The following is a 14,230-nucleotide window of genomic DNA, read 5'->3' as shown; positions in this document are numbered from 1 at the left end:
CGCCCCCCGGACCGGGGCGCGTCGTCCACCGACTCCACCAGCTCCGCCAGCACCTCCAGGCGCCGGGCCACCGCCTTGGGCGAACGGTAGGCGGCCTCCACTTCGGCCCGGAGCCCCGCGTCCTCGATCAGGTCCCGGAGGCCCTGGGACGTGAGCCCCTCCTGCCGGAACCGCCGGCCGTACCGGTCCAGCAACGCCACCAGGGTCTGGGCACCGGCCCGGGCGTGGGGGGCCAGATCCTCGGCCCGCCGGAGGGCCTGCCGCAGCGAGATCCCTTCGCGCCGGGCACGCTCCTGGAGGCCGAGCAGGGTCTTGGGCCCCAGGCCCCGCTTGGGCACGTTGGCGATACGGATCAGGCTCGCCTCGTCCCTCGGGTTCACGACGGCCTTGAGGTAGGCCAGCAGGTCCCGGACCTCCTTCCGGTCGTAGAACCGGGTGCTGCCCACCACCCGGTGGGGGATGCCCTGGGCCCGAAACGCCTCCTCGAACGGCCGGGACTGGGCGTTCGTGCGGTACAGCACCGCAAAGTCCGACCAGGGCCGGCGGCGGCGGAACCTCTCGGCCAAGATCTCCGAGGCCACCTGCTCGGCCTCGTCCCGTCCGTCGGCCGCCTCGATCCACCCCAGAGGCCGCCCCGGACCGGCCCGGGTCCACAGCTTCTTGGGCCGGCGGCCGTCGATGTGGGCCACGACGGCGTGGGCCGCCTCGAGCACCGTGGCCGTGCTGCGGTAGTTCTCCTCCAGCAGCACCACCCGCGCCCCGGGGAAGTGCTCCTCGAACCGCAGGATCAGCTCCACCCGGGCTCCCCGCCAGCCGTAGATGGCCTGGTCGTCGTCCCCCACCACGGTCAGGTTCGGCCGCCGGGCCGCGAGCACCCGCAGCAGCTCGAACTGCACCGGGTTGGTGTCCTGGTACTCGTCCACCAGCACGTAGTGGAACCGCTCCTGCCAGAACAGGCGGGCGTCGTCGTGATCCCGGAAGATCTCCAGGGGCAGCAGGAGCAGGTCGTCGAAGTCCACCGCGTTCTGGGCACGGAGCAGATCCTGGTACACGCGGTAGGCCCGGCGCAGGGCCGAGCTGGCCCCCCCCGACACCGGCACCTGGTCGGGGCCCACCCCTTGGTTCTTCCAGTACCCGATGAACGCCTGGACCTCGGCCGGGTCGGCCTTGAGCCCCAGCTCCCGCACCACCTGCCGCACCAGGGCCCTCTGGTCCGACTCGGTGTGGAGGCTCATGCCCCCCCGCCAGCCCAGACGCCGCACCTCGGCCCGGAGGATCTGGAGCCCCAGGGCGTGAAAGGTGCTCACGGTGAGCCCTTCGCTGCGCCGCTTCCCCACCAGATCCTGCACCCGCTCCGCCACCTCCCTGGCGGCCTTGTTGGTGAACGAGAGGGCCAGGATGCGCTCGGGGGGCACGCCGCGCTCGATCAGGTGCCCGATCCGGTAGGTGATGACCCGGGTCTTGCCGCTACCCGCGCCGGCCAGCACCAGGAGGGGGCCTTCGCCGTGGAGCACGGCCTCCCGCTGCCGCTCGTTGAGGGCCGACAGGTCCATGCTCAACCCCGCGCCGGGAACACGGGGCCCTCGGGCTGCTCGGGCCGCTGGGCGGCTAGGCTGCCAGGCGGCCGGGCGGCTCTCGAACCACCGCCAAGCCCTTGGAGGGGCATGGGGCCTGGTGGAGCGCCGGGCGTGGCTCCTACAGTCGCTGCATCCGGCACCCAGCCAACGCTCGCCCCGCCGGCGGGCGGGGAAGTGCTTTCGCAGACCGGGCCACCGCCGCGCGTGAAGTGCCGGATGCGGCGTACGTCGGATGCTGCACTCACGCACGGCCGGAACCAGGCCCCATGCCCCTCCGCTGGCTGCCGTCCCGGACCGACGCAAGCTAGTTTCCCTTGTTGCCCGGCCCCGCAGGGGCCTGAGGGGGCTTCCATGTAACTTCTCCAACGACCAGGGCCCGAGGAGGTTCTCCGCCTCAGTACGCGATCTCGGTCTCCAGGAACTCCTGGAGTCACCGTGGATCCAGGGCCAGGGGACCCGCCGCCGCGGGGAGCAGCCAGGGGGCCATCCCGTAGGGCGTGGGGTCCGTGGCCTCCCCCCGGCGGTAGGCGACCAGGCGGGCCCGCTCCAGCCCCGCCCGGGTCAGTGCGGCCTGGAACGCGTCCTCCAGGTACCCCACCCGGTCCACCAGCCGCAGTTCCAGGGCCTGGGAGGCGGTGAACGGCGCGGCCGAGGTGATCCTCTCCCAGTCCTCCTCGGTGATGCGGGGCCGGGCCGCCCGCAGGACCTCGTGGAACCGGGCCGTCAGGTCCCGCACGATCCCCTCCAGGGTCTCCCGTTCGGTCGGGGTCAGGGGCCGCAGGGGGCTCAGGATGTCCTTCTGGGCGCCCGACTTGGTCAGCTCGCTGCGCACCCCGAGCTTTCCCAGCAGGCCCGAGGCGTCGAACTTGGCCACGAACACCCCCACGCTGCCCACCAGAGCGGTGGGGAACGCCACGATCTCGTCGGCCGCCAGGGCCGCGTAGTAGCCGCCCGAGAGCCCCTTCTCCACGATGGCCGCCACCACCGGCACCCCCCGCTCCTCCCGGAACCTGCGGATCTCGTGGTGGATCACGTCACTCGCGGTCACCGTGCCCCCCGGCGAGTCGATGCGGACCACCACGGCCCGGATCGCCGGGTCCTTGCGGGCCCGATCCAGGTCGGCCCGCACCCGGGCCGGCAGGGAGGCGGGCCGGGGAAATCCGGGCGGCGCCCAGGGCCGCCGGAAAGAGATCACCCCCGAGACCTCCAGGAGCAGCACCTTGTCCGCCCCCTCCCCCATCACGGTGACCTCGCGCACCCGCGGCTCGGGCGCCATCGGTACCCGGATCACGGCGCATCCGCCCAGGAGCAGCGCCGAGGCCAGCAGAGCAACCGATCTCCCGCGTCCCATCCCAAACCTCCTCGCAACTTCGGTCTCTGGTCGTCGGTCTTCGGTCGGAGCGGCTCTCGGCTTGCGGCCAAGCCCCCAGGGAGGCATGAGGCCTAGCGGAACTTGGGAAGCGAAGCGATCTCCGAGGCTTTCGCCGGTGCCGGGGCGGCCCATGATATCCGGGAACCCTGTGGGCCGCCAGGGCGGTCAAAAAAAGGGACCCCGACGGGGTCCCTTTTGAACGGGCTTGAGAGCGGGCGCTGTGATCAGCGCTTGGAGTACTGGGGGCTCTTCCGGGCCTTGTGGTGGCCGTACTTCTTGCGCTCCACGATCCGGGCGTCCCGGGTCAGCAGACCGGCCCGCTTGAGCAGGGGCCGAAGATCCGCGTCCTCCTCCACCAGGGCCCGGGCGATGCCGTGGCGGATCGCCTCGGCCTGGCCCGTGGGGCCGCCGCCCTTGACGGTCACCTTCACCGTGTACTTGCCCAGCCGCTCGGTCAGGGCCAGGGGGGCCAACACGGCCCGGCGGTGGGCCTCGCGGGGGAAGTACTCCTCCAGGGATCGCTTCCGGTTGATGATCACCCGCCCGTCGCCGGGGGTGAGGTACACCCGGGCAATGGCCGTCTTCCGCTTGCCGGTGGCATGGGTCATCTGCTGTGCCATGGGTTGCCTCCTAGAGCTCCAACGGCCTGGGCTGCTGGGCCTGGTGGGGGTGCTCCGGACCCGCGTAGATCTTCAGCTTCCGAAGCATGTTCCGGCCCAGGATGTTCTTGGGGAGCATGCCTTTCACGGCCAGCCGGAGCACGTCCTCGGGCTTGCGCTCCAGCATCTGGCGGGCCGTGCGGCCCTTGATCCCACCGGGGTAGCCGGAGTGCCGCCAGTACATCTTCTGGTCGAGCTTGTTGCCGGTCAGGTGAACCTTTTCCGCGTTCACCACCACCACGAAATCCCCCGTGTCCACGTGGGGGGTGTAGGTGGGCTTGTGCTTCCCCCGGAGAATCGTGGCGATCCGGCTCGCCAGCCGCCCCAGGGTCTGCCCCTCGGCGTCCACCACGAACCACTCCCGCTCCGCGGTCTGGGGGGTTGCCATATAGCTCTTCATGGGAAGGGCCTCCCGAACAGGTGTTTCATCTCTTCCGGACGAAAGCCGGAAGGGTATGCCAACCGGACCCCCGTGTCAAGGGCAAGGGCACGCGGGCCCCCGGCCGGAAGCAGGCCGGGGCGCGCCCCGTTGCCCCCGAGCGGCGGCTCGTCGGCCCCGTCTCGCAGGGGCCCGGTCTTATACCCAAGCCGTTGACCCGGCGCAAGCAAAAAGCGTATAGCTCCCTCCCGGCTCCCCGCACTCCCCCCGACCCCTTGGCACGGACATGTGGAACCCGATCCGAACCGCCCTGTTTCCCCTGGTGATCTTTCTGTTGACCCTCGTCCTCGGGTCCGTGGCCGTGGTGGCCGGGTACACGGACCGCAGACGGCGGTGGTGCCGGCACCTGGCGCCCCTGTGGAGCCGCCTCCTCCTGCGGTTCGCGGGCATCCGGGTGCGGGTCCGCAACCTCCACCGGCTCCCGACCGGCGGAGCCGTGTTCGTGGCGAACCACCAGTCCAACCTGGACATCCTGGTCCTGGCGCACATCCTGCCCCACAACGTGCTGTGGCTCGCCAAGAGGGAGCTGTTTCGGATCCCCGTGTTCGGGCAGGCGATCCGGGCCGTGGGGTATCTGCCGGTGGACCGGGGCGACTCGGAGCGGGCCCGGGCCAGCGTGGACGAGGCGGCCCGGCGGGTGCGGGCGGGCGAGCCCGTGATCCTGTTCCCCGAGGGCACCCGCAGCCCAGACGGCCGGCTGTTGCCGTTCAAGCTGGGGTTCGTGCACCTGGCGGCCGCGAGCGGGGCCCCTGTGGTTCCCCTGGTGCTCCGCGGCACGGCCAGGCTGTGGCCCAAAGGGGGGTGGGCGCCCCGGCCGGGTGCGGTGGAGGTGGAGGTGCTGGAGCCGTACCGGGTCTCCGCCATCGACACCCCGGAGCAGCGCCGGGCCGAGGCCGAGCGGCTGCGCTCGTCCATGGCCCGGTGCCTGGGGGACCCATGAACGCGCCGGTGCGGCTGGTGCCGCTGGGGGGCCTGGGCGAGATCGGCCTGAACGCCCTGGTGATCGAGGCGGGGGGCGAGCGGATCCTGGTGGACTGCGGGCTCATGTTCGCCCAGGACCACCACCCCGGGGTGGACTACCTCATCCCCGACCTCTCCTACCTGGACACGCCGGGCCGCCTGAGGGCCGTGCTACTGACCCACGGCCACGAGGACCACATCGGCGGGCTCCCCCACCTGCTTCGACGGCATCGGGTGCCGGTGTACGGAACGACCATGACCCTGGGGCTCGTGCGGGAGCGCCTGGCCGAGCGCACCCCCACGGCCACCAGCCTGCTGCAGGCCGTGGCGCCCGGCGCCTGGGTCGAGGCGGGCCCGTTCCGGGTTCAGTTCATCCGGATCACCCACTCCACGGCCGGGGCGTGCGCCCTGGGGATCGAGGTCCACGGCCGGCGCATCGTGCACACCGGCGACTTCAAGTTCGACCCCACCCCGGTGGACGCCATGCCTACGGACGAGGCCGCCCTGGCCCGCTGGGGGGACGAGGGGGTGGACCTCCTGTGCTGCGACAGCACCAACGCCCACCGGCCCGGCCCCACCCCTTCGGAGCGGCTAGTGGGGCAGGCGCTGCGCCGCCTTCTCCCCGAGGTGGAGGGCCGGGCCTGGGTGGCCACCTTCGCCAGCAACATCCACCGGGTCCAGCAGGTGATCGAGGCGAGCCGGGCGGTGGGCCGCCGGGTCACCCTGCTGGGCCGGGCCATGGTGCGCACGGCGCGCATCGCCCGAAGCCTGGGCCACCTCAAGCCGGCCCCCGGCGACCTGGTGCCCGAGCCCCGGAGCCGGGGCATGCCCCGCGACACCCTGACCGTGGTGCTCACGGGCAGCCAGGCCGAGCCGGGCAGCGCCCTGTGGCGGGTGACCCGGGGGCTCGAGCCCCACCACCGCATCCTGCCGGGGGATCATGTGTTCCTGTCGTCGCGCCTGATCCCGGGCAACGAGCGGGCCATCTACCGCCTGATCGACCGGTGCATCCGTCTCGGGGCCCGGGTCCACTACGAGGAGGTGTCCGAGATCCACGTATCGGGCCACGCCTCGGCGGCCGACGCCCGACGGATGGTGGAGCTCACCCGGCCCCGGTGCGTGTTGCCGGTCCACGGCGAGCTGCACCACCTCCAGGCCCTGGTGGACGGGATGCGGGGCCTGGGGTACCCGCCCCACCGGTGCTTCCGGGCGGAGAACGGCGTGGTCGTGCGCCTGGACGACCAGGGCATCCGGCCCGACGGCACGGCGCCCACGGGCCGGCTGTACGTGGAGGCCGGCGCCGAGGGCGACGTGGCCGACGGGGCGCTGGCCGACCGGCGGCGGCTGGGCCGCGCCGGGCTGGTGCTGGCCGTGGCGGCCGTGGATCCGGCGGGCGCCGTGGTGTGGGGCCCGCGGGTGGAGCTGCGGGGCGTCGTTCCCGAGGAGTGGGCAGCCCAAGAGGCCCGGGAGGCCGAGGAGGAGCTCGCCCGGCTGGTGCGCCGGGAGGCGCCCGAGGCCCCCAGCGCCGAGGACTGGGAGACCCTGTTCACGGTGGCCCTGCGCCGCCACTTTCGCCGGAGGGGAAACCGCCGGCCCGTTGTGGTGGCCACGGTGGCGGAGGTGTGAGGAAACGCGGCCGGTGGCGGTTGGTCTTTGGCGCACGGCCTCCCGGCCAGCGCCCGGCCACCGGTTCGTTGACGCCGCCCTCGGACGTCCCCTAGAGTGTGGAGTTTCCGTAGACACCCGGGCCGCATCGGCCCCGTTCGGGAGGTCCCATGACCGTTCTCCAAGGCGCCCTGCTGGGATTGTTGCAAGGGCTCACCGAGTTCCTTCCGGTGAGCTCCTCGGGCCACCTGGTGCTCGCCCAGAGCCTGGTCCCCGGGTTCCGGCAGCCCGGCGTGTTCTTCGACGTGCTCTTGCACGTGGCCACTCTCGGGGCCGTGGTGGCCTACTTCTGGCGGGACGTGGCCGGCATGGCGGTCTCGCTCCTCCCGGGCGGAGACGCGGGCCGGCGCCGGCTCGTGGGGTGGGTCCTGGCAGCCACGGTGCCCACGGGAGCCATCGGGCTGGCGCTCAAGGATCCGATCGAGGCCCTGTTCCATGCTCCGCGGGCCGCGGCCGCCATGCTCCTGGTCACCGGGACCGTCCTGTGGGTGTCCGAGGTCCTCAACCGGGGACGGGACGGCGGAGACCGCATCGGCGTGTGGCGGGCCGTGGCCGTGGGCACGGTGCAGGGCATGGCCATCGTGCCCGGGATCAGCCGTTCGGGCTCCACCATCGCGGCCGGCACCCTCCTGGGGATCCGCACCGAGGACGCGGCCCGGTTCAGCTTCCTGATCTCGATCCCGGCCATCGTGGGGGCGGCCGTGCTGGAGCTGCGCCACGCCGCCACCCCCGGCCTGGTCTGGGGCCCCTACGCGGCCGGCGCGGCTGCGGCGTTCCTCTCGGGCCTGGCCGCGATCCATTGGCTCCTGGGGGTGATCCGGCGGGGCCGGTTCCGGTGGTTCGCGGTGTACTGCTGGATCCTGGGCGCCGGCTATCTCCTGCTCGGGCCCTGACACCGGTCCCCCATGGCGCGGCCTCGCAAGGACCCCCCGCCCCCTCGCCTCGGCGACGCCCTCAACGGGTGGCGCGACCACCTGGGCCCCCGCGTGCGCGCGGAGCTGGTGGGGCTGGCCCTGGGCCTGGCGTGCGGGTTCCTGGTGCTGGCGCTGGCCTCCTACCGGACCTCGGACCCCTCGTTCAACACCGCGGCCGGCCCGGTCCAGCCCCACAACCTGGGCGGGATCGTCGGATCCCACGCGGCCGACCTCCTCCTCCAGACCCTCGGGATCGCGGCCTGGCTCGTGCCCCTGGCCCTGGGGGTGTGCGCCGTCCGGTACATCCTGCTGCGGCCGTTCGCCCACCCCGGCTGGGTCGGGGTGGGATACACGGCCCTCACCCTGACCACGGCCGGGCTGCTGAGCCTGGGGCTCGGCACGGTCCGGTTCGACCAGCTGGACCTGTCGGCCGGCGGCGCCCTGGGCCAGCTCCTGGCCTCGGAGCTCGTGCGCTACCTCAACGGGCCCGGCACGGCCCTGGTGTTGGGGGTGGGCTGGCTGTCGTCGCTCATGTTCACGGTGAACCTGAGCCTGTACGGGTTCTGGGAAGGCCTGAGGCTCCGGATGGTGGGCCTGAGCCAGCGGGTCCGCGACGACCTCATCCGCCGCCGGGAGCAGCGGGCCCGGCGGCGCGAACGCCGGCAGGCGGCCCGCGCCCCGACACCCCGGTCCAAGGCCGGGAGGGGCTCGCCCCCCAAGGCGAAGCCCGACGAGAAGGGACCGAAGCTGGAGATCCCGGCGCGGCCCAAGGCCCCCGTGCAGGAGGCGTTCCCGTTCGCCCGGGAGATCGACGGCTACCGCCTGCCGTCCTTGGACCTGCTGGATCCCGGGGCTCCTCCGGGGACGGGTCCGGACGAGGAGAGCCTGCGCATGGCCTCCAAGGTGCTGGAGAAGAAGCTCCAGGACTTCGGGGTGGACGGCACCGTGGAGAAGGTGCGGCCGGGCCCGGTGATCACCCTGTACGAGCTCAAGCCTGCACCCGGGGTCAAGATCAACCGGATCGTGAACCTCTCGGACGACCTGGCGCTGGCCCTCCAGGCCCTGTCGGTGCGGATCATCGCCCCGATCCCGGGAAAGGCGGCCGTGGGCATCGAGATCCCCAACCACCAGCGCGAGACCGTGTACCTGCGGGACATCCTGGCCTCGCCCCCCTACCAGGAGTCCAAGTCGAAGCTCACCCTGGCCTTGGGCACCGACACGGCCGGCAACCCCTACGTGGCGGACCTGGCCCGCATGCCCCACCTGCTGATCGCCGGGGCCACGGGCTCGGGCAAGAGCGTGGCGGTGCACGCCATGCTGGCCAGCCTGCTGTTCCGGGCCACGCCCAAGGAGGTGCGGCTCCTCATCGTGGACCCCAAGATGCTCGAGCTCTCGGTGTACAACGACATCCCGCACCTGCTCCTGCCCGTGGTGACCGAGCCGAAGAAGGCCGCCCTGGCCCTGCGGTGGGCCGTGCAGGAGATGGAGCGGCGCTACCGGCTCATGGCCGACGAGCAGGTCCGCAACATCACCACGTACAACAAGAAGGTCGAGCGGCGCATCAAGGAACTCCGGGGCCGGCCGCCGGCCGAGGACGAGAACACCGAGGTGCTGCCCTACATCGTGGTGGTGATCGACGAGCTGGCCGACCTGATGATGGTGGCCTCCAAGGACGTGGAAGAGGCCATCGCGCGGCTGGCCCAGATGGCCCGGGCGGCCGGCATCCACCTGATCGTGGCCACCCAGCGGCCTTCGGTGGACGTGCTCACGGGCATGATCAAGGCCAACTTTCCGGCCCGCATCGCGTTCCAGGTGGCGTCCCGGGTGGACTCCCGCACCATCCTCGACACCCAGGGCGCCGAGACGTTGCTCGGCGGGGGGGACATGCTGTTCCTCCCGCCCGGCACGGCCCGGCTGGAGCGGGTGCACGGCTCGTTCGTGTCGGAGGACGAGATCGCGAGGCTCACGGCGTTCCTGCGAGAGCAGGGGAAGCCGGCGTACCAGGAGGAGATCCTGGAGGAGCCCGACCCCACCCTGGTGCCGGACGATCCCGAGTTCGACGAGCTCTACGACAAGGCGGTGGCCCTGGTGGCCGAGACCCGGCAGGCCTCGATCTCCATGATCCAGCGGCGGCTCCAGATCGGGTACAACCGGGCGGCCCGCATGATCGAACGCATGGAGCAGGAGGGCGTGGTGGGCCCCTCCCGGGGCTCGAAGCCCCGGGAGGTCCTGATCCACAAGCTGTGAATTCGGGGGAAGCCCCCTTCGGCCGCTGCACAACCTTACAACGGAGACGGGTAACTTTGGTCCGGGGCCATTGCCGGCGAGGTTCGAGAGCCGCCTAGCCGCCTAGCGGGCCAAAGGCCCCTGACCGACGACCGTTGACCGTAGACCGACGACCGACGACCGTAGACCGAAGTTACTGGGAAGGAGGAGCGTTTCATGGTTTGGGTACGCGTCGTGCTCGCCGCTCTCGCGGCCGTGGCGGTGGCCGCCACGGCCGCCGCCGCGGACGAGGCCCGGGACCTCGTCGAGGAACTGCGGGCCGCGGTGGCGGCCACCCGAACCCTGGAGGCCCGGTTCGTGCAAACGGCCCGCATGGTCACCACCGGATTCGACCAGGTGGCCGGGGGCAGGGTGTGGTTCGCCAAGGGCGGCCGGATGCGGTGGGAGTACGAGGGCGACGATCCCCAGGTGATCGTGAGCGACGGCCAGACCCTTTGGATCTACCAGGTGCGGGACCGTACGGTGATCCGGCAGCCCCTGACCGATTTGAACCCGGCGGCCCGGCTGGCGCTCGACCTCCTGAACGGGCTCGGCCGCCTCGACCAGGAGTTCCAGGTGAGCTCCTGCGGCGGCCGGTGTCTGGAGCTGCGGCCCAAGACCCCCCAACCCGGCCTGGACCGGGTCCAGATCCGGCTCCTGCCCGACCGGGCTCTGCCCGCGGCCGTGACCACCTACGACCCGGTGGGCAACCGCACCACGGTGGAGCTGAGCGGGCTGAGGGTCAACGAGGATATCCCGGCCGACCGGTTCACGTTCCAGGTCCCCGAGGGGGTGCAGGTGGTGGGCGGGGGGGAGACGGCGCGGTGAGGACCGTGGGCCTGATCAGCCTGGGCTGCGCCAAAAACCGGGTGGACGCCGAGCACATCCTGGGGGGCCTGGCGGCCCACGGATTTCGGATCGTGGAGGACCCGGCCCAGGCCGAGATCCTCATCGTGAACACCTGCGGGTTCATCCGGGACGCCGTGGAGGAGAGCATCGAGGAGATCCTGCTAGCGGCCCGCCACAAGGAGCAGGGGCGGTGCCGGCAGCTCGTGGTGGCCGGCTGCCTGATCAAGCGCTACCCGGACCTCCCCCGGGAGCTGCCCGAGGTGGACCGGTTCTTCGGCCCCGAGGACCTACCCCGGATCGCCCGGGAGCTGGGCGGGGAGCCGACCGATCGCGCCCCCGGGGGGCCGCTGCCCCGGCTGCTCACCCAGCAGCCCCACTCCACCTACCTCAAGATCGCCGACGGGTGCTCGAACCGGTGCACCTACTGCACCATCCCGCGGATCCGCGGGCCGTTCCACAGCCTCGCCGAAGACGCCATGGTGGCCGAGGCCCGGGGGCTTGCCGAGCGGGGCGTGGTGGAGCTCAACCTCGTGGCCCAGGACGTCACCTCCTACGGCCTCGACCGGGGCGACCCGGGGGCCCTGGCGCGGCTCCTGGACCGGCTGGCCGGGATCGAGGGGCTGCGGTGGATCCGGCTCCTATACGCCTACCCCCGGCCGTTTCCGCCGGGGGTGGTCGAGCGGATGGCGGCCGGGGAAAAGCTCCTGCCGTACCTGGACCTTCCCATCCAACACATCCACCCCCGTATCCTGCGGGCCATGGGCCGGCGCACCACGGCCGACGAGGTCCGCCGGGTGATCGACGGCCTGCGCGAACGGGTACCCGGCCTCGTGCTTCGCACCACGGCCATCGTGGGGTTTCCGGGGGAGACCGATGCGGAGTTCGAAGCCCTGCTGAGGTTCGTGGAGGACGTGCGGTTCCACCACCTGGGAGCCTTTGCCTACTCGCCGGAGGAGGGAACCCCGGCGGAGCGGCTGAGGCCCCGGGTCCCCCGGGCCGTGGTCCAGGCCCGGCTCGAGCGGTTGCTCGAGGTGCAGGCGGGCATCAGCCTGGAGCGGAACCGGGAGTTCCTGGGCCGCAGCCTGGAGGTGCTCGTGGAGGGACGGGACGACTCGGGGCGGGCGGTGGGCCGCACCTACGGACAGGCCCCCGAGGTGGACGGGCTCACTGTGATCGAGGGGCCCGAGGCCGACCGGGCCGAGGCCGGATCGTTCGTGCGGGCCCGCATCACGGACGCGGACCTCTACGATCTCACGGCCCGGGTGGAGTCGCCGTGACCCGCCTGGCGCGTTGGGCCGTGCCGCTCGCGGCCGTGGCCCTGGTCATGGCCTACGCCTACGGCCGACGCCCGGGGCCCGCGCCGTTCACCGAGACCCGGTTCCTCATGGACACCCTGGTGACGGTGACCGTGTGGGGCCCCCCCGAGCCCGAGGCCAGGGCGGCCGCGGACCGCGCGTTCGCCGCCCTGGCCGCGGTGGACCAGGAGATGGCCCGGGTCGAGGGCACCCCCCTGTGGGAGCTGAACCGGGCCGGAGGGGGCCGGGTGTCGGAGGCGCTGGCCTCGGTCCTTGCCGACGCCCTGGCCTGGGCCCGGCGCACCGGCGGAGCGTTCGACCCCACGGTGGCTCCCCTGCTGGACCTGTGGGACATCCCGCGGGGGCCCCACCCCCCCCCGTCGCCCCTGGCGGTGGAAGCGGCCCTTTCCCAGGTGGGGTGGGACCGGATCCGCCTCGATGCCGGGGGCCGCACCGTGGACCTGGGTCGGACGCGGGTGGACCTGGGCGGCATCGCCAAGGGATGGGCCATCGACCGGGCTGCCGAGGCCCTGCGGACGGCCGGGGTGACCGACTTCATCGTGAACGCGGGCGGCGACCTGTACGTGGCCGGCCGGCGGGGGGATCGACCCTGGCGGGTGGGGATCCAGCATCCCAGGGACCAAGACCGGTTCCTGCGGGTGGTGGCCCCCATGGAGGGGGCCCTGGTCACCTCCGGGGACTACGAGCGGTTCTACGAGTGGGAGGGCCGCCGGTTCCACCACATCCTCGATCCCCGCACGGGGCGGCCGGCCCGGGGGTGTCAGAGCGTGACGGTCTGGGCCCCCACCGCGGTGGACGCCGACGCCCTGAGCACGGCCGTGTTCGTGCTGGGGCCGGAGGAGGGCCTGCGGCTGCTCGAGACCCAGCCCGGCGTGGAGGGGTTGGTGGTGGCGGCCGACGGAACGGTTCGCGAGACCCCCGGATTCGCTCGGGTGGCCCCGGAGGTGCGGCGGTGAGCCGAAAGGTGTTCACGCCCTGGGACGCCCTGGTGGTGGCGGGCCTCCTGGGGGTGAACCTCATCGCCTGGGCACCCGGCCGGCCGGGCCGGCCCACGGCATACCGGATCACCTCGCAGGCCGGATCGCGCACCGTAGCCGCCGGCACCGGCAAGATCGAGGTCCTCGGCCCCCTGGGGACCACGGTGATCGAGGTGGGGGACCGATCCGCCCGCATCGTGGACAGCCCCTGCCCCTTGAAGCTGTGCGTCCGCACGGGGGCGCTGGACCGAGCGGGCCGGGTGGCCGCCTGCCTTCCCAACCGGGTGGCCCTGGAAGCCCTGGGTCCGGGAGGGGACGTGGATGCAGTGGGACGCTGAGCCCACGGCCCGGGCCGCCCACATGGGGTTCCTGATCGCGTTGGCGGGGGCGCTCCAGGTGCTGGAGCTCCTCCTGCCGACCCCGGTCCCGTGGGCACGGCTGGGCCTGGCCAACGCCCCGGTGCTCGCGGCCCTGGCCCTCTGGGGCCCCGGCCCCGGGCTGTGGGTGGGGGTAGGAAAGGTGATCGTGGGGGCCCTGTTCACCGGCCGGTTCCTCACCCCCGGGTTCTTCCTCTCGGCCGGGGGCACCCTGGCAGCGGTGGCGGTCATGGCCGCGGCCGTTCGGGTGCCGATGCTCGGGTTCGTAGGGGTCAGCGCGCTGGGGGCCGAGGCCCACCTCCTCACCCAACTCGCCCTGGCCTCCGCCCTGCTCCGAACCCCTGCGGTCTGGGCCCTGGTGCCCCTGGCCGGGACCCTGGCCCTGGCCTCGGGGGTCGTCACGGGCTGGGTGACGGCCGGGATCGTCCGGGTGGCCCAGGAGGATCTGGGCTACCCCCCCGCCACCGGAGGGAACAGGGCCACCTCGTCCCCCTCGGCCAGGACCTGACCCGAATCGGCATGGCGGCCGTTCACCAGGAGGATCTTGGGCTTCTCCGCCGGGATCCCGAGCCGGGAGATCAGATCGGCCAGCCGGATCCCGTCCGGCACGTCCATCTCGAACGGCGCCTTGCCCTCGGGCGCGAACTTCCGCAGCCCCGCGTACAGATTCACTCGAACCCGCATCCTCGCTCCTCCCTTGCCGGTAAGGCCTTCGGCCCGCTTGAAGGCCTCCAGGATCCCCCCCGCTCTCGGCATCCCCATACCTCCTCGCCTCCACCTCACAGTCCAGGGGTCATGGGGCCTGCCGGAGCACTCGCCAAGCGGACCGAGGTCCCCAAGATTTCTCTAGTCTCTAGTCT

Annotated in this window: 14 protein-coding genes; 9 read left to right on the top strand and 5 right to left on the bottom strand. The window is 72.6% G+C overall.

Features of this window, described 5'->3' with window-relative positions:
- The 4 genes from DEFCA_RS0118830 to rplM all read right to left on the bottom strand — a co-directional run.
- Positions 1-1,553: ATP-dependent helicase (locus tag DEFCA_RS0118830; protein ID WP_025324540.1), on the bottom strand; the 1,553-nt coding region annotated here is incomplete at its 3' end.
- Between the two features lie 454 nt (positions 1,554-2,007).
- Complete coding sequence (sppA, locus tag DEFCA_RS0118825) at positions 2,008-2,928, bottom strand: signal peptide peptidase SppA (RefSeq protein ID WP_025324539.1); 921 nt, start codon at positions 2,926-2,928, stop codon at positions 2,008-2,010.
- 245 nt (positions 2,929-3,173) lie between these two features.
- A complete protein-coding gene (gene rpsI, locus DEFCA_RS0118820; RefSeq protein WP_025324538.1) occupies positions 3,174-3,569 on the bottom strand; it encodes a 30S ribosomal protein S9 in 396 nt (131 codons plus the stop codon).
- Between the two features lie 10 nt (positions 3,570-3,579).
- Complete coding sequence (gene rplM, locus DEFCA_RS0118815; protein WP_025324537.1) at positions 3,580-4,008, bottom strand: 50S ribosomal protein L13; 429 nt, start codon at positions 4,006-4,008, stop codon at positions 3,580-3,582.
- 265 nt (positions 4,009-4,273) lie between these two features.
- Here rplM and DEFCA_RS0118810 point away from each other — a divergent pair, with 265 nt between their 5' ends.
- The 9 genes from DEFCA_RS0118810 (at position 4,274) to DEFCA_RS0118770 (ending at position 13,878) form a co-directional block, all read left to right on the top strand.
- Positions 4,274-4,987: a lysophospholipid acyltransferase family protein gene (locus DEFCA_RS0118810; protein ID WP_035802966.1), complete on the top strand. Its 714-nt coding sequence runs from the start codon at positions 4,274-4,276 to the stop codon at positions 4,985-4,987.
- Positions 4,984-6,633, top strand: coding sequence for a ribonuclease J (locus tag DEFCA_RS0118805; RefSeq protein WP_025324535.1), 1,650 nt, complete (start codon positions 4,984-4,986; stop codon positions 6,631-6,633). The genes DEFCA_RS0118810 and DEFCA_RS0118805 overlap by 4 nt, the downstream gene beginning before the upstream one ends.
- A gap of 149 nt (positions 6,634-6,782) precedes the next feature.
- Positions 6,783-7,565 (top strand): undecaprenyl-diphosphate phosphatase, encoded by a 783-nt coding sequence (locus DEFCA_RS0118800; protein ID WP_025324534.1) that lies wholly within the window; start codon positions 6,783-6,785, stop codon positions 7,563-7,565.
- Positions 7,566-7,577: 12 nt separating this feature from the next.
- Positions 7,578-9,833, top strand: coding sequence for a DNA translocase FtsK (locus DEFCA_RS0118795; RefSeq protein WP_084319488.1), 2,256 nt, complete (start codon positions 7,578-7,580; stop codon positions 9,831-9,833).
- 195 nt (positions 9,834-10,028) lie between these two features.
- Positions 10,029-10,679, top strand: a complete 651-nt coding sequence (locus DEFCA_RS21160) for a LolA family protein (protein ID WP_025324532.1) — start codon at positions 10,029-10,031, stop codon at positions 10,677-10,679.
- Positions 10,676-11,977, top strand: coding sequence for a 30S ribosomal protein S12 methylthiotransferase RimO (gene rimO / locus DEFCA_RS0118785; protein WP_025324531.1), 1,302 nt, complete (start codon positions 10,676-10,678; stop codon positions 11,975-11,977). The genes DEFCA_RS21160 and rimO overlap by 4 nt, the downstream gene beginning before the upstream one ends.
- Positions 11,974-12,972, top strand: a complete 999-nt coding sequence (locus tag DEFCA_RS0118780) for an FAD:protein FMN transferase (protein ID WP_025324530.1) — start codon at positions 11,974-11,976, stop codon at positions 12,970-12,972. Before rimO ends, DEFCA_RS0118780 begins: the two co-directional genes overlap by 4 nt.
- Positions 12,969-13,331, top strand: a complete 363-nt coding sequence (locus DEFCA_RS0118775; RefSeq protein ID WP_025324529.1) for a NusG domain II-containing protein — start codon at positions 12,969-12,971, stop codon at positions 13,329-13,331. Before DEFCA_RS0118780 ends, DEFCA_RS0118775 begins: the two co-directional genes overlap by 4 nt.
- The gene (locus DEFCA_RS0118770; RefSeq protein WP_025324528.1) at positions 13,315-13,878 is read left to right on the top strand and encodes a Gx transporter family protein; all 564 of its coding nucleotides are present in this window, start codon (positions 13,315-13,317) and stop codon (positions 13,876-13,878) included. Before DEFCA_RS0118775 ends, DEFCA_RS0118770 begins: the two co-directional genes overlap by 17 nt.
- Here DEFCA_RS0118770 and DEFCA_RS0118765 read toward each other — a convergent pair.
- Entirely contained in the window at positions 13,821-14,126 is a 306-nt protein-coding gene (locus tag DEFCA_RS0118765; RefSeq protein ID WP_051463296.1) for a MoaD/ThiS family protein, read from the bottom strand. The two genes, DEFCA_RS0118770 and DEFCA_RS0118765, sit on opposite strands and share 58 nt — an antisense overlap.
- Positions 14,127-14,230: the final 104 nt, after the last annotated feature.

The organism is Deferrisoma camini S3R1, from assembly GCF_000526155.1.
Classification (GTDB): Bacteria; Desulfobacterota; Deferrisomatia; order Deferrisomatales; family Deferrisomataceae; genus Deferrisoma; species Deferrisoma camini.
The sequence above is the reverse complement of the archived record's forward strand: the minus strand, read 5'-3'. Positions and strand labels throughout refer to the sequence as shown.